A 22,404-nucleotide genomic window follows, 5' to 3' on the forward strand; every position below is an offset into this window, starting at 1 on the left:
GGAGTGCCGATGTCGAAAAGTTCTGCCCAATATTCGCAGTACCCCCAACATCACGCGCACGACCACGGACGGCCCCTCCATCGCCGTCCTGCCGCCGCCGTGGCTGCAGCCGCGATCCCCCTTCCCTCGACCGACGACGCCTACACCATCGTGCACCACGGCAAGCAGGTCCGCCTCGGACCTGTGGTGTTCTGGATCGTGGTCGGCACCGTCGTGCTGCTCGGACTCTGGTCGGCCGCGACCGCGACCTATTTCGCCTTCCGCGACGACGTCCTGACCCGGCTGATCGCACGTCAGGCCGAGATGCAGTACGCCTACGAGGATCGCATCGCCGAGCTCCGTGCCAAGGTCGACCGCACCACCAGCCGGCAGCTGCTCGACCAGGAACAGTTCGACCAGAAGCTCGACCAGATCATGAAGCGCCAGACGGCGCTGGAGTCCCGCGCCACGGCGCTCGGGGCCATGCCCGACGTGACCGGATCAATCCCCCGCACGGCCCCGCAGCGCGGTGATTCGAGCCAGGGCGCGACGCAGGGCACGCCGAAGCCGTCGCCGATCAGCGACACCGTGATCTTCGTGGCACCGCCCGATCGCGAAGCACGGCTTGAGTCGCGTGCGCTGACCGTCGCGGCACCGCCGACCAGCCAATTCGCCAAGAACCAAGGTTTCGACAACGTCCTGGTCCGGCTCACGACCTCGCTTGACCAGGTCGAGCGTCGCCAGATGGCGACGCTCAGCGCCGTCGAGGAAGGCATGGATTCACGCATGCGCCGGATGCGCGGTGTCGTCAGCGACCTCGGCCTCAATCTCGCCAGCCTCGAAGCCGCCGTGCCGCGCTCCGCGATGGGCGGTCCTTTCGTGCCCGTCAAGCTGACGGCCAATGCCGGGCCGTTTGAGAAACAGCTCAACCGCATCAATGTCACCCGCGCCGAGATGGATCGGCTCAATCGCACGCTGGCGCTGGTACCCTACCGCAAGCCCGTCATCGGCGAGGTCGAATTCACCTCCGGCTTCGGCGTGCGCAGCGATCCGTTCCTCGGCCGGCCCGCGATGCATACCGGTCTCGATTTCCGCGCCGCGACCGGCGATCCCGCCCGCGTCACCGCCAACGGCAAGGTGGTCTCGGCCGGCTGGTCCGGCGGTTACGGCCGCATGGTCGAAGTCGATCACGGCAACGGGCTGTCGACCCGCTACGGCCATCTCTCCGAGATCAACGTCAAGGTCGGCGAGATCGTGAAGCTCGGCCAGGTCATCGGCCTCGTCGGCTCGACCGGCCGTTCCACCGGCCCGCACCTCCATTACGAAACCCGCATCGACGGCGAAGCGGTCGATCCGCAGAAGTTCTTGCGCGCCGGCGTGCGGCTCAGCGCGGGCTAAGCCCGCACCACGCGCTTTCAGCGTGGCCGCGCCTACCGCCGGCCGCCGCCCATCCCGCCTCCGGGACCTCCAAAGCCGCCACCGCCCATTCCACCGCCGGGTCCCATGGGCCCACCGCCGGGCGAACCAAATCCGCCGGGGCCTGACGGGCCGCTCGAGCCCGCCGGCGCGGAGCCGGGATTCGCACTTGGGCCAGGTCCAGGGCCAGATCCCGGCGCAGGTCCACCACCGGGCGCGCCGGGCTGGCCGCCGCTCGGAGTGGTGGCACCGCGGTTCGGATGCAGGATCGAGCCGCCGGGCGACCGATTGGGACTGCCGCCACCGGATGGAGGGGCTCCAGGCCCCTGACCGATGGCCTGAGCCGACTCCACCTGGAAGCCGCGCGAGCGATCGAACACGCCGTTGACCACCATGCGGGCTTCGCCGGCGGCCGGGCCGAAGCGCGAACCGTCACGAGCCACGAAGCCGGAGCCGAGCTGGAGGTTCGATCCCACACGCTGCACATAGGCCTCGATCGAGAGGCGGCTTGCGCCGACGAGATCCGAGAAGTCGTCGATGCGCGTGCGCGCGGCCTGCATCGTGCCCTGGCTCGAACGGCCCTCGATCTGGGCGCGCTGGCCAACCAGCAGCGGATCGACCCCGCTCAGCCTCAGCCCGCCAATACGCAAGCCATCAGGCCCGCGCTCGACGAGACCGGTGACACGCTCGGTCGCCTCGCGCCGCGGCTCGATCAGGCTTGCGACGATCACGCCGTCGGTCCGGCGCAGGCCGTAGACGGCCACCTGCGTGCCCGCACGAAGCTTGCTCTCCTTGTCGCTTGTGACGATCTTCTGGCTGAGCACCGTCAGCTCGTTGCCCTTCACGGTTTCGATCGGACCTGCGACCTCGCTCGCGATCGTGATGTTGCGCGTCACGAGCGTGCCGTCGGCCTGACGGGTCGCGACCACGCGCGCAAGCTGGCCGATGCGCAGAGCCTTGGGGCTCGCGGCCTCGCCGTCGATCCGGACCGGCACGTCGCTCGCATAAGTGACCCGCTCGCCGTTGACGTAGATGCTGCCAAACCGCTGGATCACGCCGACGATGCCGGTGCCGCCGATGCCGTGGTCGTCACCGCGCCTGATTCCGGTGCCGCCGATGCCCTGATCGGTGCCGCGCTTGACCTGCGCGTGGGCCATCGCCGTACCGGCGAGCCAAAATCCTGTCAGCAGCAGACGGCGGGAGATCAGCGGCGGCCGGCTCATGAAGAACCACCCTTCTTGCCGCTTTCCTTGCTGTTGTCCTTGCCGCCTTCCTTGGCCTCTGCCTCGCCATCTGCGTCTTCGCTGTAGATGTAGATGCCGAAATTCCAGCGGGCGTCACCGCCCTTGTCCTTGCCGAGCGCGCGGTTGGCCTCGCGGTTGGCGGTCTTCAGCGCGTCCATCGCGAGCTCGCGCGAGCGTGCCTCGAGGCGCTTGGCAAGCTTCGGCGAGATGTTGTTGTAGTGCACCGCGCGCTCGAGGAAGCGCGGCGCCGCGCCTGAGACGTTCTGTGCGGCGGCCGCGATATGGTCGTGCAGATTGCGGCCGAGATAGTGCCATTTGCTGTCGTCCTCGCCGCTCGGGACGAAGGCCGCCTCGACCAGCTCGATCTCGTCGGAATCGTTGATGGTGACGAGCTTGCGGTCGACCCATTCGTCGAGCACCGCGCGCGGCCGCACGTCCTTGGTGACGGAGGCGACCAGCTGCTCGAACGACGGCGCATCGCCCTCGGCCGTGCGCGGCAACGCCAGCGGCTCGCCTTTCGCATCGGTGAATTCGGGCGCAGCAAGCCAGCGCGCGATCACGGCGCTCGTCAGCGACACCGCGGCCGGCGCCTCGTGCACCGGCGCGCCGGCACCGCGCAGCCGCGCCACCTCCTTGCGATGGATCCCGGTGAGCAGGCTGACACGGCTGTCGGTCTGCTCCTTCCCCTCCAGCGCAAAATCGTGCTCGGCGACGTTGACGAACAGCTCGCGAAGCAATTGCGCCAATGCCGGAAAAGTCATGCCACTGCGAATGCAGAGCCGAACGAGCGGGCGCAGCAGCCGCGCCAGCGGCGCGTGCAGCTTCGCGGCAGTCGGCTGCGGAGCCGCTGCTTTGGACCCGGACTTGGCATTCATGTCTGAACTGTACCCGTGCCCCACGTGGGACACAATCCCACTTTTTTCCACTTTCCGATTGACGTGGTAAATTTTCCCACGTACACGAGGCGCCACTGAGGGCGCGACGTAAAGGGAATCACACCCATGGCTGACCGCTTGGTCCGCAATTCCAACTCACTGCGTGCTCTGCCGGCTCCTGACTGGGGGCGCGGCGCAATCGAGCCGATGCTGCCGGCGCTGTTGCGCGGCGTGATCTTCATCTCGGTGCTGGCCGCACCGTTCGTCGCGGCCCTTCTCGCAGGCTGACACCATCATGCATCACACCAGCGAAACTCCGCACCGCCCGTCGGTGCTGCACATCTTCAAGATCTATTATCCCGACCTGTTCGGCGGCACGCTGACGGTGATCCGCGACATCTGCGCCAGCCTGAAGGACAGCTTCGCCTCCGCCTTGCTGGTCTGCTCGCAATCGGCCGAGCGGCGCGAGATCGTCGTCAACGATGTGCCGGTCGAGCGCGTCCGCTCATTCGGCAATGTCCTGTCGCTTCCCGCCGCCCCCACCTATCCCTGGCGGCTCTGGCGCAAGATCGCCGAGCACGATTTGCTCGCGCTCCATGCCCCCTTCCCGCTCGCCGACCTCGTTTTCGCCTTCGGCTTCGGCGCCAATCGGCCGCTGGTGGTGCACTGGCATGCCGACATCGTCACCCATGCCGGCCTGCGCTGGTTCATCGAACCGTTGATGCGGCGGACACTGCGCCGGGCGAAAGCGATCATCGTCTCGGACCACGCGCTGATCGAGAACACGCCGTTGCTGCGGGAATTCGTCGACAAATGCCACATCGTGCCGTTCGGCATCGACACCGCGGGTTACGACTGGCCGAAGATCGAGCCGCACCACGTGAACGATCGCGGCCGGCTCGTGCTCGCCTGCGGCCGGCTCGTGCCCTACAAGGGCTTTGACGTCCTGATCCGCGCCGCGGTCAACCGCAAGTTCGAGGTCTGGATCATCGGCGAAGGCACCGAGCGTCCGCGGCTCGAGCAGCTGATCCGCGAGCTCGGCCTCGGTGACCGCGTCCGCCTGCTCGGTTCGGTGAACGACAGCGAGCGCATCAAGCTGATGTGCCTGTCCGACGTCTTCGTCATGCCGTCGGTCACCAATGCCGAGACCTTTGGCCTGGTCCAGCTCGAGGCCATGGCCGCCGGCCGCCCTGTCGTGAACACGGCGCTCGACACCGCGGTGCCGCGCGTCGCCCGCCACGGCATGGAGGCGATCACGGTGCCGCCAGGCGATGCCGAAAAGCTCGGCGATGCCATCGACACGCTGATCAGCGATCCCGAGCGCCGCCGCCGCATGGGACTGTCAGCCCGGACGCGCGCCCTCACCCGCTATTCCGCCCCAGCCTTCAGGGAAGGCATGCAGGCCGTCTACCGCGACGCCGTCACCGCGTCGTGCAAGGTACCCGCAACCGCCGCCGAGCCGCCGCAGGCGACCGGCTGGCTGGACACCGTCCGGATCGCGGCCGCACTGGCCTGGTCGGACATGCGCCACCGCTACGTGCGTTCGCTGCTCGGCCCGTTCTGGATGTCGCTTCAGATGGCGATCGTGGTCGCAGTATTGGGCTCGGTGATCGGCCAGATGTCGAACGCCGACATGCTGGCGCGCCTGCCGATGCTGGCGCTGTCGATGACGGCCTGGACCTTCCTCAACAGCGTCGTGCTCGATGCGACCACGGCGCTTCAGAATTCCGCGAGCCTGATCCGCGACCGGGCGCTGCCGCCGGTGATCTTCCTGCTCCAATGCACCTTCCGCCAGGCGCTGTTCGCGCTGCATAACGCCTGCGTGCCGCTGGTGCTGTGGCTGATCCTCTCGCCCCACGACCTCTCTCACGCGCTGGCGGCGTTGCCCGGCCTGCTGCTATTCATAGCCTGTACCTTCGCCTTGAGCCTCGTCCTCGGCGCGACGGCAACGCGCTATCGCGACCTCAAGCCGATCATCGAATCCACGCTGATGCTCGCCTTCCTCGCCTCGCCCGTGATCTGGTCCGCCGAGATGATCAATCACCGCTCGACGGTGATGCGGCTCAATCCGCTGACGCATCTGTTCGCGGTGTGGCGCGAGCCACTTGCAGGCGGCAATATCGATCCCGCCAGCATCGTCTACGTCCTCATCACGCTGGCGCTGCTGATCTTTGCGAGCGTGCTGACGCTGGTCCACCTGCGCAAAGCCGCATTCTGGATTTGACGCATGGTCTCGATCAACCTGCACAACGTCTGTCTCGACTATCCGCTCTACGGCGCCTACGACTTTTCGCTGAAGCGGCGGCTACTCGGCCACCTCATCCGCGAACCGGGCGAGATGCGGATCATCCGCGCCGTCGACAACGTCTCGATCGAGGCCGAAGCCGGCGCCCGTATCGGGCTCGCCGGGCCCAACGGCTCCGGCAAGTCGACGCTGCTGCGCCTGATTGCCGGTGTCTATCCGCCGAGCAGTGGCCGCGTCACGGTCCGGGGCAACGTCGTGCCCCTGCTCGGCCTGAACGCCGGGGTCAATCTGGACTTCGTGGCGGAGGACAACATCGCGCTGCTGCTGCGGATCAGCGGTCGCAAGCCCACACGTAGCGTGATCGACGAGATCTGGGCTTTCACCGAGCTCGAAACGCGCATGCAGCGCCTGCCCCTGCGGATGTTCTCCTCGGGCATGCTGATGCGGGTGTTGTTCGCGACCGCCACCGCTTTCCCGGCCGACATCCTGCTGCTCGACGAATGGCTCAGCGTCGTTGACGAGCGTTTTGCGGAGAAGGCCGAGAGGCGGCTGCAAAACCTGGTCTCGCAGGCAGCGATCGTGATCATCGCCTCGCACGACCTGCCGCTGCTGCGCCGCACCTGCTCCAGCATCATCAACCTCGATCACGGCCGCATCGCCTCGACCATCGCGGTCGAGCCGCCCGCCACGCACGCCTTTGAGCTCCGAGAGAAACGCGCATGAAACAGAACATCCTGGTCGTGTCCGAGTCGCTCGGGCAACCCAATCACAAGCGCGGCATCTTCCACTTCACCCGGGAATTGGTACGGTCGCTCGCGTCGGAAGGCCACGAACTCACGTTGCTGGTGGAAACCTCGAAGCGTTACCGCAAGCTATGTCGGCGCGAGCGACGCACGAAGCTGTTTCCGGCGCAGTCGCGCAACATCGAGCTGCTCGCTCTTTATCGCTTCCTCGACGAGGTCAACGTGAGCGGGCCGGTAATGCTCAGCGGCGCGCGTCGCAGGTTCGACTGGCTCCGCCACAAGGCCACCATGCTGGCGTCGCGGGATAATATCCTCTGCCTCCTGCGCGCGATCGGCCTGCTTGGCCTGCAAGCCCGGCTGATCGAGAACCGGACCGCCGCGCTCGAATACATTCCGCCGGATATGCGCCATCTCGAACTGTTCAGCGAATTCCAGCTCGAGCCCGGATTCTTCGACTATCAGGACTCCTCGGCCTTCTTCCTGCTGCCGCCGCCGCGGATCGACGCGCGTGACTATGATCTCATCGTTGTGGACACCCCGACGCGGGTCGCGATCAGGCGCAAGCCGAACGCCAAGGTGATCTGCGTCGTCCACGATTTGCTGCCGCTCACCGACCTCAAGCTCAGCGACATCGCCACGCGGCAGTTCCTGGCGCGGATCGGCACCAGCCTGCGCCAGGCTGACGAGCTCGCCTTCGTTTCAAACTATAGCATGATGCGGTTCAGGGAACTGTTGCCGCAATTTGCGCACCTGCCGGCGCGGGTCGTGTATCCCCGCACCCGGTTCGACGCCCCGGATGTCCTCCACCTCCCAGCCCTGTCGGGGCGTCCGGGGCGGCCGAACTTCGTCATCATCGTGTCGAACGAGCCGCGCAAGAACGTCGCCACCGTCATTCGTGCCTTCCGCAACGTCCCTCAGGCCGATCTGGTGGTGATCGGTCATGCGGGCCAGATCAGCCGGATGCGCAACCTGCCGCCAAATGTCCGCTTCGCCGGCTATGTCGACGAGCATGAAAAGGCCGCCATGATCGCGGAGGCGCACGGGCTGATCATGCCGAGCCTGGCCGAAGGCTTCGGCATACCGATCATCGAGGCGTTGGCCGCGAACACGCCGGTGCTGTGCTCCGATATCGCGGTGTTCCGTGAGGTCGCGGGCGAGCTCGCCGACTATTTCGATCCGTTCTCGACCGATGCGATCGCAGCTTCGATCACCCGCGTGCTGACACGGCAGGAGGAATACCGCGGCCGCATCCGCGCGAGGCGACACGAGCTCGCCGAACGCTTCGGCTACGAGACCCAGGCGCGCGACTTCCTCGGGCATGAGATGCCCCGGGAAAGCCTGGCCGCCGCGCAATAAGCGTCGTTGCACATGACTGCTGAAACCGCGGAATGGTCCGGCCCGGCCGGTCGACAAGCCTTGCGCGCCCGATGGCAGGCCATGGGCAAATCGCCCGCTCTGATCGGGGCCGCCGATGTGCTCGCTGTGTTGATCGCGGCGTCCCTGCCCTGGTCGACCACAGCGCCTTCGATCTTCGTCGGGCTCTGGCTGCTGGTGGTGACGCCGACCATCGACTGGCGCGACTATGGACGCCAGCTCGCACGGCCTGCGTTCGCCCTGCCCTTTGTCTTCCTGCTGCTCGCGCTTCTCGGCACGCTCTGGTCGGACGGCGCGTGGGCCGACCGGGTGCATGCGATCAAGCCGGTCGCAAAGCTCGTGCTCATTCCAGCACTGCTCTATCACTTCAGCCGATCCGAACGCGGTTTCTGGCTTTTGCTTGGCTTTCTCGTATCCTGCGCGCTGCTTGCAGTCTACTCCTGGATCGTGCTGCACGATCCCGCCTGGAAGCTCACCGCGACCGCGTCGGCGGGCGTTCCCGTCAAGAACTACATCGACCAGAGCCAGGAATTCACGCTGAGCGCCTTTGCGCTCGCGCTGCCGGCGTTGACTTTTTGGCGCGGCGGAAACGTGGTCGCGACAGCCCTCTGTCTGGCATTGATCCTGCTGTTCGCCACCAACATGGTGTTCGTCGCCTCCGCCCGCACGGCGCTGCTGTGCATCGCGGTGCTGCTCGGACTGCTCGCCTGGAGGCATTTGAGCCGGCGCGCGGCGCTGGTCCTGCTCGCGGGCACGATAACCGCGAGCGCGCTGGCCTGGACGACCTCGCCCTATCTGCGCCACCGCATTGCAGACATCGCCGTCGAATACCGCCACGGCCATGAGGACATCAGCCGAGCCTCGACCGCCCAACGCCTGACCTATTGGCGCAAGGCGCTTCACGCCTTTGCCGAGGCGCCCCTGGCCGGTCACGGCACCGGGTCGATCAAGCGCCAGTTCGAGCACGCCGCCACCGGTGGAAGCAGCCTCGATGCGGAGATCGTCAGCAATCCCCACAACCAGACCCTCAATGTCGGCATGCAATGGGGCATACTCGGCGTCGCCCTGCTCTACTCCATGTGGATCGCCCACCTTCGCCTGTTCCTTGACGAAGGCCTTGCGGCCTGGATCGGGCTCGTGGCCGTCGTACAGAACATCGCGAGCTCGCTTCTGAACTCGCATTTGTTCGATTTCCACGAAGGCTGGATGTATGTGCTCGGCGTCGGCGTCGCCGGCGGCATGGCGCTGAAGGCAAGAGCCGGCCGCCAACCCTGACTATTGACTCCGCTCGTGGCCGACCTCGCCGGTGATGACGTCGCCGAACAGCTCCCAGGCCTGCCCGTTGAAGCGCATCAACTGCATCTGCTCGATCGGGAAATAGTCGTCGGTGGAGGTGTTGACCATGATGCCTGGCAGCATCAGATCAGTGTGGAAATTCTTCAGGCTAGTGGCCTGCTTCATCACGTTCTCACGGGTGAGATTGTCACCGCACTGCTTCAACACCTGCGCCATCGCCTCGGCCTGCACATAGCCGTAGATGTTGTTGGCGTTGGCCTTGTCGCCATCGGGATAATATTTGTCCATGAATTCGCGCCACTTCACCACCGCCGGGTCCTTGTCCCAGGTCGGGTCGGTCGGATCCTTCAGATAGACGGTCGAGATGATATCCTTGGAATAGTCGAGCCCGGCGGGCTTGAGCACCGAGGCGACCGAGGTCGCGGTATTGGCGAGGAAGAATTTTGGTTTCCAGCCGAGCTCTCCGACCTTCCGGATTGCCTGCGCCGATCCCTTCGGGGCGGCCCATGAGAAGAAGATGTCGGCGCCCGAGTCATGCAGCGCCACGATCTGCGAGTCGATCGAGGGATCGCTGACCTCATAGGATTTGTCAGCAATGATCATGCCGGCCTTGTCGCCGAGCCCGTCCTTCAGGCCCTTGAACTGGTCCTTGCCGGCGTCGTCGTTCTGCCAGAACACCGCGATCTTGCTGTTGGGAAAATGATCGCGGATGTATTTTGCGTAGATCCGCCCCTCGCTCTGGTAGTTCGGCTGGAAACCCATGGTCCACGGGAAATTCTTGGGGTCGCCGAACTTGGTGCCGCCGGAGGCGACGAAGAGCTGCGGCACCTTCTTGGCGTTCATGTATTTCATGATCGCGGAGTTCGAGGGCGTGCCGAGCGGCTGGAAGATCAGCAGCACCTCGTCGCTCTCGACCAGCTTGCGCGCCTGCTCGATCGCCTTCGGCGGCGAATAGGCGTCGTCATAGCTGATGAAGTTGATCTTGCGGCCGTTGATGCCGCCCTGATCGTTGATCATCCTGAAATAGGCGGCCTCGGTCTTGCCTATGACGCCATAGGACGACGCCGGCCCGCTATAGGGCATGATGTTGCCGATCTTGACTTCGGTGTCGGTGGCTCCGGGATCGTATTTCTTCTGCGCCAGAGCCGGTGCCGTGACGAGCACGCCGGCAGCAAGAATGGCGAGGGCAGCAAGGCTTTCGCGACGACCCGGCATCGTTCTCTCCCCTATGTTTTGTAGTCTTGTTTTGCGGAGAGTGTCGCAAGGCCGTTCGCCGCTGGCAAGCGCCGCGATTTTCCGCGCCGTGAAACGACGGACCCGGAACTTACGCGGTGCGCCGCAGCAGTCTCAGCGCGCGCCCGTCGATCACGAGCAATGCGCTACCGATGACGATGGCGCCCGCGATCTCGCGCGCGGAGATCGGCTCACCCAGCACCAGCCATCCCAGCAGGATGGCGGTGACGGGAATGAGCAGAGTCACCAGCATCACGTTGGTCGCGCCCGAACGCCGAATGATCTGAAAGAAGACGATGTAGGCGAGCGCCGTAGATAGGGCGGCCAGGCCAAGCACCGCGAGCCAGGTCGTGAGACCCGGCATCGAAAGGTGCCACGGCTGCTCCATAGCTCCGGCGACGACCGCCATCATCACAGTCGACGCCATCAGCTGAAACGTCGCCGTTCCCAGCGGAGGCGCGTCCTTCAGCAGCCTCCGCGCGGCAAGCGCCGCAAAGCCATAGCTGAACGCGCCGCCCAGGCAGAGCAGGATGCCGAGCCCCTGCCCCGGCCTCGTTTCGATGCCCCATCCGCGCAGAATGATGACGCCGGCGAGGCCGAGCGCCACGCCGGCCACCCGACGCATCTGCAGGGCCTCTTCGCCGGCCGCCGCCATCACCATCACCGTGAAGAGCGGCGTGGTCGCGTTCAGGATCGAGGCCAGTCCGCTCGGGATGAAGGTCTGTCCGAGCACGATCAGCGAGAACGGGATGACGTTGTTGAGCAGCCCGATCGCGACGAACGGCTTCCAGCCCGCCATGCCCTTGGGAAGACCGATGCCCTGCATCCGGAGCAACGGCAGCAGAATGGCCGCCCCAAGCGCGACGCGCAGGAACACCAGCGTCAACGGCGGCAATTCCCGCAGCGCCGCACCATTGAAGAAGAACGATCCGCCCCAGAGAACCGAGAGCACCGCGAGCAGCGACCAGTCTCGCGCATCGATCCTGTTATCGTTCGGGGACATGTGCTTCACCTCGGCGGCCGAGCCTGCCGCCTAGGACGGCGCGAGACAGGCCGCCACCCGATTTCCGACAACGTTGTTCAGGAAGGGCGCCGCGAGCGAGCGTCACCGGCAATATCGGCGATCACCGCTCCAATCACCAGCGCGCCGCCAATGAGCGCATGCACGGCGGGCAACTCCCGGAAGGCGACCCAGATCCAGAACGGCATCAGCGGCGTTTCCAGCGTCGCGATCAGGGAAGCCTGCCCTGATGGCAGCAAGCGCGAGCCGAGCATGTAGAAGGTCAGGCCGAGCGCGACCTGGAGGCAGCCGAACATCGCGAGGATCGCAAGGCCATTGCCGCCGACATGGGCGATGTCGTGGGCGAAGGGAAGGCTGACGAGGCTTCCCATGAAGTTCGACAGCGCGGCCGCGGCCACCATCGACGTCTCGCGATGGCGCCGGACCACGACGGTCATGGCGGAGATGGCAAGCACCATCAGGCAGCTCAGCGCGACGCCGCCGAGATCGGCGCCGGCTTGCACACCGCCGACCGTGATGACGACGCCGGCAAAGGCAATCAGGCTCGCGGTCAGCGTACGCCACGTCGCGGCTTCGCCGAGCCACAGCCATGCCAGCGCGGCCGCGATGAAGGGCTGGGTGGCAATCAGCACGGCGACGTTCATGACCTTGGTCATCTGAAGCGCGGGAATGAACGAGACCATGCCGACCGCGGACAAGGACGCGACGAGCAGGCCGCCCTTCCCCGGCACGACCAATTGCCACAGCGCAGCGCGACCCTGCATCACGACGAGAAAGACCGTGATCAGGCTGCCCGCGAACAGGCCTCGCCAGAACAGGATGGTCCAGGGGTCGAACGGCAAGAGGCGCGTGAAGAACGGCGCCGTGCTCCAGGCAACTGCGGCAGCGATGACGAGGGCAATGCCGAGACCGCGATCCGAACGAGGCTGCCCCATGTTGATGCGTCCAGCTAGGTCGGCTTCTTCGGCCGCGACACCAGCTCGATCATCTTGCCTTCATCGTCGTCGGGCATTGCGGCCTTCGCCTGCGCGTAGGACTCGACCGCAGCGCGCGAGACCAGCGGCTTGTCGGCGAGCAGGCTTTCGGCGAGCCTCACCGCGTAGGCGGCATCCTTGTGCCGCAGCGCCGCCGTAAACGTCGCGCCGCTGAAATCGCGGGCGACCATGCGCCTGGAGTGACGCTGCACCTGCGGGCTTGCCGCGACACCGGCCTGGATCGATTCCAGCACCAGGTTCATGTCGAGCCCGGCCTGTTCGGCGATGGCGAGGCCTTCGGCAAGGCCCGCGATCTGGATCGCACCCAAGAGATTGTTGATGAGCTTGTAGACGGTGCCGGAGCCGACCGCGCCGAAATGGCGGATGGTCGAGCCGATCGGTTCGAGGAACGGCCGCGCACGTTCGAGATCAGCTGCGTCAGCGCCGGCGAGCAGCGTCAGCTTTCCGGCCGCTGCCGCATCCGGCAATCCCGTCACGGGGCAGTCGATGTAGATCAGCCCGCGCGCGTTCAGTTCGCGGCCCATCTCGCGGGCGTGGTCATAGGAGACGGTGGAGCACTCGATCGCAATGGTGCCGGCCTTTGCCGTCTTGGCCGCGCCCTCAGGCCCGAGCCAGACCACGCGCGAGGCTTCGTCATCAGCGACCATGGTCACGACCGCATCGGCATCGATCGCGGCATCCTCAGGCGAGGTCGCCCAATGCGCACCGCGCGCGATCAGGTCGTCCGCTTTTGCCTTGCTGCGATTCCAAAGCGTCACCGTGAAGCCGGCATCGAGATAGCGGCCGGCCATGCCGTGGCCCATCCGCCCCAACCCGATGAAGGCGACGCGGGACATCAGTCGACGTCCTCGATGTCGGCGCCGGTGGTGCCGAAGGCGCGCTGCGCCAGGGTTGCGGCCATGAAGTCGTCGAGCTCACCGTTCAGCACGCCCGACGTGTCAGACGTCTGCACGCCGGTGCGCAAATCCTTCACCATCTGGTAGGGCTGCAGCACGTAGGAGCGGATCTGGTGACCCCAGCCGATATCGGTCTTGGCGGCCTGGTCGGCGGCAGCCTTCTCCTCGCGCTTCTTCAGCTCGATCTCGTAAAGCCGCGCGCGCAGCATGTCCCAGGCCTGCGCCCGGTTCTTGTGCTGGGAGCGGCCGGCCTGGCAGACCACGGCAACGCCGGTCGGAATATGCGTCAGGCGCACCGCGGATTCGGTCTTGTTGACGTGCTGGCCACCGGCGCCGCCCGAGCGCATGGTGTCGACGCGGACGTCGGCTTCCTTGATGTCGATCTTGATGCTGTCGTCGATGACGGGGAATACCTGCACGCTCGAAAACGAGGTGTGCCGCCGCGCGTTGGAATCGAACGGCGAGATGCGCACCAGCCGGTGCACCCCCGCCTCCGTCTTCAGCCAGCCATAGGCATTGTGGCCGGAGACCTGGATCGTCGCGGACTTGATGCCGGCCTCTTCGCCCTCGGACTCTTCGAGGAATTCGACCTTGAAGCCGTGCGTCTCGGCCCAGCGCGTGTACATGCGCAGCAGCATCTGCGCCCAGTCCTGGCTTTCGGTGCCGCCGGCACCGGCATGGACTTCGAGATAGGAATCGAAACGATCCGCCTCGCCTGACAGCAGCGCCTCGAGCTCGCGCCGGGCGACTTCCTTCTTCAGGTTCTTCAGCGCGGTTTCGGCCTCAGTGACGACGCCGGCATCGCCCTCGGCCTCGCCGAGCTCGATCATGCCGATGTCGTCTTCGAGCTCCTGCTCGACCTTGCCGATGCCCGAGAGCGAATCCTCAAGCGAGGTGCGCTCCTGCATCAGCTTCTGGGCTTTCTGGGGATCGTTCCAGAGGTTGGGATCTTCTGCGAGCTTGTTCAGCTCAGCGAGGCGCGCCGTCGATTTCTCGACGTCAAAGATGCCTCCTCAGCAGCCCGACTGACTGCTTGATCTCTTCTACCAACCGTTCGATTTCGGCGCGCATGTTGTTCTCTGATCTCGCGGAATCCCGCGTGCAATTCAGATCGGGATGTAGCGGCGGCGGCTGCAAAGCGCAACCGCCGGAACCGCGATCGTCTGTCTTATCCGCTAGTACAGCCCGCCGGTGCCCGGCCGCATGAAGAAGCCGGAATCCGGCTGCTGCTGCTGCGACGCCGGCACGCCGCCGCGCCCGTCGGCATCGGCGACGCCGATGACCGAGTAGTTGTCAGGCGGCGCCGTGCCCGGCTTGAAGGCTTCGAGGATGGTTCCACCGGTCTCGCCGGGACCGGCGCGCATGCCGGTCTTGGAGACGACGCGCACGAGCTTGATGCCGGCCGGCACCTTGAACGGAACCGCGGGCTTGTCGGCGAGCGCAAGCTTGAGGAAGTCGCGCGCGATGGGCGCGGCCAGATGGCCGCCGGTCGCGGCGTTGCCCCTACCGAGCGCGCGCGGCTTGTCGTAGCCCATATAGATCGCGACGGCGACGTCGGGCGAGAAGCCGACGAACCAGGCGTCCTTGGCCTCGTTGGTGGTGCCGGTCTTGCCGGCGATCGGCTTGCCGACCTCCTTGACCACGGTTGCGGTACCGGCCTGGACCACGCCTTCCATCAGCTCGGTGATCTGATAGGCGGTCATGGAATCCAGCACCTGCTCGCGGCGGTCGATCAGCTGCGGCTCGGCCTGGTTCTTCCAGCCGCCCGGCGCGTCGCAGCCGCGGCATTCGCGCTGGTCGTGCTTGAAGATGGTGCGGCCGTAACGGTCCTGGATACGGTCGATCAAGGTCGGCTTCACCCGGCGACCGCCATTGGCGAGCATCGAATAGGCCGTGACCATGCGCATCGCCGTGGTCTCGCCGGCGCCGAGCGCGTAGGAGAGATAGTTCGGCAATTCGTCATAGACGCCGAAGCGGCGCGCATATTCGCCGATCAGGGGCATGCCGATGTCCTGCGCAAGGCGCACCGTCACGGTGTTGAGCGACTGCCGCAAAGCGTTGCGCAGCGTGACGGGTCCCTGGAATTTGCCGGACGAGAAGTTTTCGGGCCGCCACACGCCGGCGCCCTGGCCCTGGTCGATTTCGATGGGCGCGTCGAGCACCACGGTCGAGGGCGTATAACCGTTGTCGAGCGCGGCCGAATAGACGATCGGCTTGAACGACGAGCCCGGCTGCCGGTAGGCCTGCGTGGCGCGGTTGAACTGGCTCTGGTCGAACGAGAAGCCGCCGACCATCGCGAGCACGCGGCCGGTCCAGGGATCCATCGCCACCATCGCGCCGGACACTTCGGGGATCTGGCGCAGGCGGTACTGGCCTTCGACCGGCTGTCCCTCCTTGGTGTAGAGCGGATCGGCATAGATCACGTCGCCGGGCTGCAACACCTGCGCCACCGACGTAGGGGTCTTGCCCTTGGCGTTGCCTTGGGCCGCCCTCGCCCAGCGCACGCCGTCGACCGTGACGATGCCGGTCTCGCGTTGCTTGCTGATGGCGCCGCCGAGCTCGCGGTTCGGCTGGAAGCCGATGCGCGCCGACTGGTCGCTGGTCTCCAGCACCACCGCCATGCGCCATGGCGAGATGTCGGACAGCGACTTGATCTCGGCGAGCTTCACGCCCCAATCGCCCGAAATATCGAGCTTGCTCATGGCGCCGCGATAGCCCTGCTGCTCGTCATAGTTCACGAGGCCGGCGACCATGGCCTTGCGCGCCATGACCTGGATCTTCGGATCGAGCGTGGTGCGGACGGACAGACCGCCTTCGTAGAGCTTCTTCTCGCCGTAGCGCTCGAAGATGTCGCGGCGGACTTCCTCGGCGAAATATTCACCGGCGAAGGTGTGAGCGCCGTTGGAACGGTTGGTGACGGCCAGCGGCTCCTTGCGAGCCTTGTCGGCGTCGGCCTGCTTGATCCAGCCGTTCTCCAGCAGACGGTCGATCACGTAGTTGCGACGCTCGATGGCGCGATCGCGGTTGCGCACCGGATGCAGCGTCGCGGGCATCTTCGGCAGCGCGGCGAGATAGGACGCTTCAGCGACCGTCAGCTCGTTCACCGACTTGTCGAAATACACCAGCGAAGCGGCCGCGATGCCGTAGGCGCCAAGGCCGAGATAGATCTCGTTCAGGTACAGCTCGAGGATCTTGTCCTTCGAATAGGTCTTCTCGATGCGCATCGCCAGCAAGGCTTCCTTGATCTTGCGGGCGAAGGAGACCTCGTTGGTCAGAAGGAAGTTCTTGGCGACCTGCTGGGTGATCGTGGAGGCGCCCTGCGGACGCCGGTTCGAGCCGTAGTTCTGGATGAAGAGCACGCCGGCGCGCGCCATGCCGGTGTAGTCGATGCCGCCATGCTCGTAGAAATTCTTGTCCTCGGCCGCGAGGAAGGCGTTGATCACGAGCTTCGGCACCGCCTGGATCGGCAGGTATAGCCGGCGCTCCTTGGCGTATTCGCCGAGCAGCGAGCCGTCGACCGCGTGCACGCGGGTCATCACCGGCGGCTCGTAATCCTGAAGCTGAGAGTAGTCCGGCAAGTCCTTGGAGAAATGCCAGATCAGGCCTGCCACGGCCCCGACACCGACAAGGAACACCACCGTTCCCGCGGCGAACAGGAAGCCCATGAACCGCACCAGCAAGCGCATTATATGTTTATCCGTTCAAACTCTGGATCAGCTCAAGGCACCCAAAACAGGCGCCAACTCCACGTCGCGAATTTACCGGCCTACTCAATTACATCAGTGCCGGACCCAAGACGCTTGCCGAACGGGATTCTCGCCGATTCCGGAACCCCCTGCGGCATTTTTATAAAGCGCCCGCTGTGGCCAAACTAGGGCTTTTGCAACGGGACGGAAAATCCCTCTCAATTCGACGCCTCCCGGTCGTCAATTTGACGATCCGGCCGTCGCCATCCGCTTGGTCAGGAACCCGTCGATCGCCTGCGCCATCGAGCCCACGGCCTTGGACCGCCACCCCTCCGAGACCAGATGCTCGAGGTCGCCCTTGTTGGAGACATAGCCGATCTCGACCAGCACCGACGGCACGTCTGGCGCCTTGAGGACCCGGAAGCCGGCCGACTTCAGGGGATGCTTGTGCATCCGCACCGACGACTTCATTTCGCCCATCAACAGGCGGGCAAAACGGCTTGAAAAGGTACGAGTTTCTCGCTGGGTGAGGTCGATCAGGATGTCCGCGACGTCGGTCGGCTCTTCCGCGAGGTTGAAACCGGCGATCGCGTCCGCACGGTTTTCCGCATCCGCCAGCCGCTGCGCCTCGGCGTCGGAGGCCTTGTCGGACAGCGTGTAGATGGTCGCGCCCTGCGCATCGCCCTCGGCCTTCGGAAGGGCGTCTGCGTGGATGGAGACGAACAAGGCGGCCTTGAGCCCGCGGGCGACTTTGACCCGGTCGTTGAGCGGAATGAAGGTGTCGTCGTCCCGTGTCATCACCACGCGGAATTTGCCGGTCTTGTCCAGCCGGTCGCGCAGCGCCAGGCCGAAGGCCAGCACCAGGTTCTTCTCGCTCTCGCCGCCCGACTGCGTGCCGTTGTCGATGCCGCCATGGCCGGGATCGATCACGACGATCGGGCGGCCGTCGACCTTTTGCTGCCCGGCTTCCGGAGCTGCGGCGGCCGGAACCGTTGCCGGCGGCGCGTCGGCGATTGCGGGCCGCAGTTCGGGGCGCTTCTCGGGGAGGAGCGACTGCACGAAGGCGGTCCGGTCGACCTCCTCCAGCTCAAGCACGAGCCGGGCCGGCTGGCCATTGGCGGCCTCCAGCACGTAGGACTTGGCGATCTTGGCCGGGCCTGTCAGGTCGAACACGATTCGCGAGCCGCCGGGCATGACCAGCCCGTAGCGGAAGGCCTTGACCAGTCCCCGCCCCTCGACCCCGGTGCCCGCAGGCAGTTGAAAATTGACTTGGGGCACATCGACCACCACCCGGTACGGGTCGGCGAGCGTCACGGCGCGGAAGGTGACGGCTTGATCGATGTCGAGGATGAAGCGGGTCTGCTTGCCATCGCCGGCCAGCCGGGCGGCGGACGCGGTTGGAAAATTCGCTACCGCAACAGAGGGTTGCGGCTGGCTTTCCGCCGCGCTCAGGCGCCAGGAATCAGCGCATACCAATGCTGCGGCGCACAGAAGCGCGCATCCCAGCAAAACCCTTTGATTTGTGCGGCTCGTCACCGATTCAGTGCCTCCGAGCGGCCCTTCTAACGCAATAGAACCACAGGGTTAATCGTCGCTTAATGACAGATATACGAAACTCCCCGACTGTGACCGCCGTGCGACGCTCCCTTGCACGGTTGGTCCATTCCACGTATGTACGGAGTGCTGACGGCCGATATTTCCGGTTGTGTCGCGTTCAGCCTCCCGGTGCAGCGCCGGAACTCTCAAGGTTTGGGAATTCCAGCGTTTTTCCGTTCCCCTCAAAGACCAGCGCGGTGCGCGGCAGCGAGGTGGAGCGGGTCAAGCGCCGGTGGCGGACGGTCCCTGGTTACCACCGCGTTTCCGGGACGGTTTTGACAGCGACGTGACTCGTTACCCGGTCCCTTAATCCCAAGGGAGCGGTTCGTAATCCCCAAGGCGAGCGCGCTCGCGCCATGCCTGGCCAGCAGCAACTGATTGAGGGGCGGCCCCGCCGCCCAATGTTTCATACGGGCCGACGCTTGATGCGCCAGACTGTGCCGACGAATTCTGAAGGACCGTTCGCGACGCTGCGGAGTGACAATCCCGCGCGCCGCTTCGGCCCTCCAGCTTCCGTTTCGGCAAGGCGCGAGAGACGGCGTTTCGGCCTTCCCCTCACCCCCGAATCAGGTGGACCGTCGCGGCACCCGGCAGCGCTAATCGCGCCCACGGTGAATCGCGCCCGCCGCCGCCAAGAGTTAAGACATGCCCAACAAGATGTTGATCGATGCCACCCACCCGGAGGAGACCCGGGTCGTCGTGGTCCGCGGCAATCGCGTCGAAGAGTTTGATTTCGAGACCGCACAACGCAAGCAACTGCGCGGGAATATCTACCTCGCCAAGGTCACCCGGGTGGAGCCTTCGCTCCAGGCCGCCTTTGTCGAATATGGCGGCAACCGCCACGGCTTCCTCGCCTTCAGCGAAATCCATCCCGATTACTACCAGATCCCGGTCGCCGACCGGCAGGCACTGATCGAGGCCGAGGAACAGGCCCATCGCGAGGCCGAGGAAGAGAGCGAGAACCGCTCCCACGGCCGCCGCCGCTCGCGCCACCGCAACTCCCGCCGCCGCAGTCAAGGCGAACGCGTCCGCAGCGACATCGTCGAGGGCCTCGAGGCCGGCGCCGATCCAGCGGCCCAGCCGGTCGAGAGCGACGCCCTGCACATCGAGGGTGCGTCGCACGAGGGCGAGCACCTGCACGCCGAGACGGAGCATCACGGCGAGCACGACGGCCACGAGCATCAAGACCACGAACATGGCGATCATGATCACCACGATCATGACCACGAAGGCCATGATCATCTCGATCATGGGCACGACGACCATCATCACGATCATGACCACGGCCACGACGGCCAGCACGATCATCACGACCATGATCATGCCGACGAAACGCCCGCGCCTGTCGCAGCCTTCGGCGCCGAGCCCGTGGTCGCGACCGAGACCGCTTCCGAACCGCAGGAGGCTATCGCCTCCGAAGCCCATGCCGAGGCTCTCGCCGAAGCCGTGACCGCCTCCGCCGAACCGGCCGACGCCGTCTACGCTGCCGGCGAAAGCACTGATGCTCGCCATCAGGAGTCCGAGGAGGAAGACGACGAGGACGAGGACGGCGAGGAAGCCGAAGAGGAACACGTCGAATCCGTCGGCGGCGACGACGTGATGGAGGAGGTGCCGGAGCGCACCTTCCGCCCGCGCCGCCAGTACAAGATCCAGGAAGTCATCAAGCGCCGCCAGGTGATGCTGGTACAGGTCGTCAAGGAAGAGCGCGGCAATAAGGGCGCAGCGCTGACCACCTACCTCTCGCTCGCCGGCCGCTATGCCGTGTTGATGCCGAACACCGCGCGCGGCGGCGGCATCAGCCGCAAGATCACCAGCGCCCAGGATCGTTCCCGCCTGAAGGAAGTTGTGCAGGATCTCGACGTGCCCGAGGGCATGGGCATCATCCTGCGCACCGCCGGCGCCGCCCGTACCAAGCCCGAGATCAAGCGCGACTTCGAATATTTGATCCGGATGTGGGAGACGGTGCGCGACCTGACGCTGAAGTCGCAGGCCCCGACCCTGGTCTACGAGGAAGGCTCGCTGATCAAGCGCTCGCTGCGCGACCTCTACAACAAGGAGATCGACGAGATCTCGGTTGCCGGTGAGTCCGGCTACCGAGAAGCGCGCGACTTCATGAAGATGCTGATGCCCGCCAATGTCAGCGCGGTGAAGCAATATCGGGACGGCCAGCCGCTGTTCTCGCGCATGGGCGTCGAAAGCCAGCTGGATGCGATGTTCTCTCCGACCGTGCAGTTGCGCTCCGGCGGCTACATCGTGATCAACCAGACCGAGGCGCTGGTCTCGATCGACGTCAACTCCGGACGATCGACCCGCGAGCACCATATCGAGGACACTGCGCTCAAGACCAATCTGGAAGCGGCCGAAGAGGTCGCCCGCCAGCTCCGCCTGCGCGACCTCGCCGGCCTGATCGTCATCGACTTCATCGACATGGACGAGAAGCGCAACAACCGCGCGGTCGAGCGCAAGCTGTCCGATTGCCTGCGGCAGGACCGCGCCCGCATCCAGGTCGGCCGCATCTCGCATTTCGGCCTGCTCGAGATGTCGCGCCAGCGCATCCGCGCCAGCGTGCTGGAATCCTCGACCGATCCCTGCCCGCATTGCGGCGGCACCGGCCATGTCCGCTCGGTCTCCTCGGTTGCGCTCCAGCTGCTGCGCGGCCTCGAAGAGATCCTGATGAAGGGCGCGACCCACAATCTCGTGGTCCGCACCCGCACCGACGTCGCGCTCTATGTGCTGAACCACAAGCGCGGCCATCTGCGCGACCTCGAGAACGGCTTCAAGGTCACGCTGGCCGTCATCGCCGACCCCAGCGTCAGCGGACCGCAGGCCTATCTCATCGACCGCGGCGAGCAGGTGCATACGCTGGAAGCAGCGAAGGCGCTGCTGGCGGCACAGGCCGCCGCAAGCCCGCCGCCCGTAGCCGAAGAAGTCTATGACGACGAGGAATTCGATCCGGAGCTGGAATCCGAGGTCGAGACCGAAGAAACCGAAGGCCTCGCCGAGGAGCAGGCTGGCGGCGAAGCGGCTTCCGACCAGGATGGCCAGCGCCGCAAGCGCCGCCGGCGTCGGCGCGGCCGCGGTGCCCCGCGCGACGGCGAGTTGCGCGAGGATGGCGCTCCGGCGTCTTCCGAAGCGGCCGTGGCGGCCAGCGAAGGTGAAGAGGATTCCGAGTCCGAACAGGACGGCGAGGAAGGTGAGGACCAGGCGGCCCGCAGCGAGCAGCAGGGCAACGGCGATCGCCGTCGCCGACGTGGTCGTCGCGGTGGACGCCGCCGTCGCGGTGGCAACGAGGAAGGTCTCGCCGGCTCCATCGGCGACGAGCTCGCAGCCAATGCGCCGTCGGAAGCGACCGATGCCGCCGCCGATTTCGACAGCTTTGGCGGCGAGGCTGCGCCCTCGATCGCGCAGGCCGAACACACCACCGCCGAGCCTCAGGTCAGCGAGCCCGAGCCGCGCGCCGAGGTGCAGATTGAGGCGCCGGCCCAGCCTGAGCCCGCTCCTGCCGCCGCGGACGACGAGCCCGCCGACGACAAGGCAGCGCGTCGCCGCTCCACGGTCCGGGAAAAGGTGAGCTTCCTGTCGAGCAGCGCGAGCGAGCCGGCAACACCGGTTGCGGCAGCGCCAGAGCCGGTTGCCCCGCCCGCACCAGCCGCTGAACCCACGCCGGAGGCGGCAACCGAAACCCCGGCCGCCCCGCGTCGCGCCGGCTGGTGGTCTCGCCGGTTCGGCGGCGGCGAGTAGAGCGAACAAAGCAGTTGAAACCGCCCGGCCAAACCGGGCGGTTTTGATTTAGCGAGGTCAGTTT

Annotated in this window: 16 protein-coding genes; 7 read left to right on the forward strand and 9 right to left on the reverse strand. The window is 65.9% G+C overall.

The window, feature by feature from the left end; translation table 11 throughout:
* The first annotated feature begins 9 nt into the window (after nt 1–9).
* A complete protein-coding gene (locus AB7531_RS24505; protein WP_187387717.1) occupies nt 10–1,377 on the forward strand; it encodes a M23 family metallopeptidase in 1,368 nt (455 codons plus the stop codon).
* Nucleotides 1,378–1,409: 32 nt separating this feature from the next.
* On the opposite strand, the gene AB7531_RS24510 is transcribed toward AB7531_RS24505, so the two are convergent.
* Both AB7531_RS24510 and AB7531_RS24515 read right to left on the reverse strand, forming a co-directional pair.
* Nucleotides 1,410–2,618, reverse strand: coding sequence for a DUF5666 domain-containing protein (locus AB7531_RS24510; RefSeq protein ID WP_063983530.1), 1,209 nt, complete (start codon nt 2,616–2,618; stop codon nt 1,410–1,412).
* Nucleotides 2,615–3,514 carry a DUF6502 family protein gene (locus AB7531_RS24515; RefSeq protein WP_063983531.1) on the reverse strand — a complete coding sequence of 300 codons (900 nt, stop codon included), beginning with the start codon at nt 3,512–3,514 and terminating at the stop codon, nt 2,615–2,617. Before AB7531_RS24515 ends, AB7531_RS24510 begins: the two co-directional genes overlap by 4 nt.
* Before the next feature lie 126 nt (nt 3,515–3,640).
* Between AB7531_RS24515 and AB7531_RS24520 the strand changes: the two genes are divergently transcribed.
* The 5 genes from AB7531_RS24520 to AB7531_RS24540 are packed head-to-tail and all read left to right on the forward strand — an operon-like array spanning nt 3,641 to nt 9,151.
* Nucleotides 3,641–3,802, forward strand: a complete 162-nt coding sequence (locus tag AB7531_RS24520; protein ID WP_187387718.1) for a hypothetical protein — start codon at nt 3,641–3,643, stop codon at nt 3,800–3,802.
* Between the two features lie 7 nt (nt 3,803–3,809).
* Nucleotides 3,810–5,738, forward strand: a complete 1,929-nt coding sequence (locus tag AB7531_RS24525; protein WP_063983532.1) for a glycosyltransferase — start codon at nt 3,810–3,812, stop codon at nt 5,736–5,738.
* Between the two features lie 3 nt (nt 5,739–5,741).
* The gene (locus AB7531_RS24530) at nt 5,742–6,482 is read left to right on the forward strand and encodes an ABC transporter ATP-binding protein (protein WP_063983533.1); all 741 of its coding nucleotides are present in this window, start codon (nt 5,742–5,744) and stop codon (nt 6,480–6,482) included.
* Nucleotides 6,479–7,858, forward strand: coding sequence for a glycosyltransferase family 4 protein (locus AB7531_RS24535; RefSeq protein WP_063983534.1), 1,380 nt, complete (start codon nt 6,479–6,481; stop codon nt 7,856–7,858). Before AB7531_RS24530 ends, AB7531_RS24535 begins: the two co-directional genes overlap by 4 nt.
* Before the next feature lie 12 nt (nt 7,859–7,870).
* Nucleotides 7,871–9,151, forward strand: a complete 1,281-nt coding sequence (locus AB7531_RS24540; protein ID WP_063983535.1) for an O-antigen ligase family protein — start codon at nt 7,871–7,873, stop codon at nt 9,149–9,151.
* Here the strand turns inward: AB7531_RS24540 and AB7531_RS24545 are convergent, their stop codons facing one another.
* The 7 genes from AB7531_RS24545 to AB7531_RS24575 all read right to left on the reverse strand — a co-directional run bounded on the left by AB7531_RS24545 (nt 9,152) and on the right by AB7531_RS24575 (nt 18,539).
* The gene (locus AB7531_RS24545; protein ID WP_063983536.1) at nt 9,152–10,387 is read right to left on the reverse strand and encodes an ABC transporter substrate-binding protein; all 1,236 of its coding nucleotides are present in this window, start codon (nt 10,385–10,387) and stop codon (nt 9,152–9,154) included. It lies immediately after the preceding gene.
* Nucleotides 10,388–10,496: 109 nt separating this feature from the next.
* A complete protein-coding gene (locus AB7531_RS24550; RefSeq protein WP_063983537.1) occupies nt 10,497–11,408 on the reverse strand; it encodes a DMT family transporter in 912 nt (303 codons plus the stop codon).
* Between the two features lie 77 nt (nt 11,409–11,485).
* Nucleotides 11,486–12,361, reverse strand: coding sequence for a DMT family transporter (locus tag AB7531_RS24555; RefSeq protein ID WP_063983538.1), 876 nt, complete (start codon nt 12,359–12,361; stop codon nt 11,486–11,488).
* A 14-nt stretch (nt 12,362–12,375) separates the two neighbouring features.
* Nucleotides 12,376–13,257, reverse strand: coding sequence for an NAD(P)-dependent oxidoreductase (locus tag AB7531_RS24560; protein ID WP_063983539.1), 882 nt, complete (start codon nt 13,255–13,257; stop codon nt 12,376–12,378).
* Nucleotides 13,257–14,388 (reverse strand): peptide chain release factor 2 gene (gene prfB, locus AB7531_RS24565; RefSeq protein ID WP_100213929.1). Its coding sequence is split into 2 segments (ribosomal slippage): nt 13,257–14,318 and nt 14,320–14,388, totalling 1,131 coding nucleotides; the frame shifts between segments, so codons are not numbered across the junction. The genes AB7531_RS24560 and prfB overlap by 1 nt, the downstream gene beginning before the upstream one ends.
* Nucleotides 14,389–14,492: 104 nt before the next feature.
* Nucleotides 14,493–17,003, reverse strand: coding sequence for a penicillin-binding protein 1A (locus AB7531_RS24570; protein WP_014495579.1), 2,511 nt, complete (start codon nt 17,001–17,003; stop codon nt 14,493–14,495).
* A gap of 240 nt (nt 17,004–17,243) precedes the next feature.
* Complete coding sequence (locus AB7531_RS24575; RefSeq protein ID WP_063983541.1) at nt 17,244–18,539, reverse strand: N-acetylmuramoyl-L-alanine amidase; 1,296 nt, start codon at nt 18,537–18,539, stop codon at nt 17,244–17,246.
* 705 nt (nt 18,540–19,244) lie between these two features.
* Between AB7531_RS24575 and AB7531_RS24580 the strand changes: the two genes are divergently transcribed.
* Entirely contained in the window at nt 19,245–22,340 is a 3,096-nt protein-coding gene (locus AB7531_RS24580) for an Rne/Rng family ribonuclease (protein WP_231144948.1), read from the forward strand.
* Nucleotides 22,341–22,404: the final 64 nt, after the last annotated feature.

This window comes from Bradyrhizobium sp. 63_E2_N1_3, assembly GCF_052076005.1.
In the GTDB taxonomy this organism is placed as follows: domain Bacteria; phylum Pseudomonadota; class Alphaproteobacteria; order Rhizobiales; family Xanthobacteraceae; genus Bradyrhizobium; species Bradyrhizobium barranii.

Bases quoted from the DNA above. Each gene is read 5' to 3' on its own strand.
- AB7531_RS24580 (WP_231144948.1), top strand. From the start codon at position 19,245: ATGCCCAACAAGATGTTGATCGATGCCACCCACCCGGAGGAGACCCGG.
- AB7531_RS24570 (WP_014495579.1), bottom strand. From the start codon at position 17,003: ATGCGCTTGCTGGTGCGGTTCATGGGCTTCCTGTTCGCCGCGGGAACG.
- AB7531_RS24515 (WP_063983531.1), bottom strand. From the start codon at position 3,514: ATGAATGCCAAGTCCGGGTCCAAAGCAGCGGCTCCGCAGCCGACTGCC.
- AB7531_RS24555 (WP_063983538.1), bottom strand. From the start codon at position 12,361: ATGGGGCAGCCTCGTTCGGATCGCGGTCTCGGCATTGCCCTCGTCATC.
- AB7531_RS24535 (WP_063983534.1), top strand. From the start codon at position 6,479: ATGAAACAGAACATCCTGGTCGTGTCCGAGTCGCTCGGGCAACCCAAT.
- AB7531_RS24525 (WP_063983532.1), top strand. From the start codon at position 3,810: ATGCATCACACCAGCGAAACTCCGCACCGCCCGTCGGTGCTGCACATC.
- AB7531_RS24550 (WP_063983537.1), bottom strand. From the start codon at position 11,408: ATGTCCCCGAACGATAACAGGATCGATGCGCGAGACTGGTCGCTGCTC.
- AB7531_RS24560 (WP_063983539.1), bottom strand. From the start codon at position 13,257: ATGTCCCGCGTCGCCTTCATCGGGTTGGGGCGGATGGGCCACGGCATG.
- AB7531_RS24520 (WP_187387718.1), top strand. From the start codon at position 3,641: ATGGCTGACCGCTTGGTCCGCAATTCCAACTCACTGCGTGCTCTGCCG.
- AB7531_RS24510 (WP_063983530.1), bottom strand. From the start codon at position 2,618: ATGAGCCGGCCGCCGCTGATCTCCCGCCGTCTGCTGCTGACAGGATTT.
- AB7531_RS24505 (WP_187387717.1), top strand. From the start codon at position 10: ATGTCGAAAAGTTCTGCCCAATATTCGCAGTACCCCCAACATCACGCG.
- AB7531_RS24530 (WP_063983533.1), top strand. From the start codon at position 5,742: ATGGTCTCGATCAACCTGCACAACGTCTGTCTCGACTATCCGCTCTAC.
- AB7531_RS24540 (WP_063983535.1), top strand. From the start codon at position 7,871: ATGACTGCTGAAACCGCGGAATGGTCCGGCCCGGCCGGTCGACAAGCC.
- AB7531_RS24545 (WP_063983536.1), bottom strand. From the start codon at position 10,387: ATGCCGGGTCGTCGCGAAAGCCTTGCTGCCCTCGCCATTCTTGCTGCC.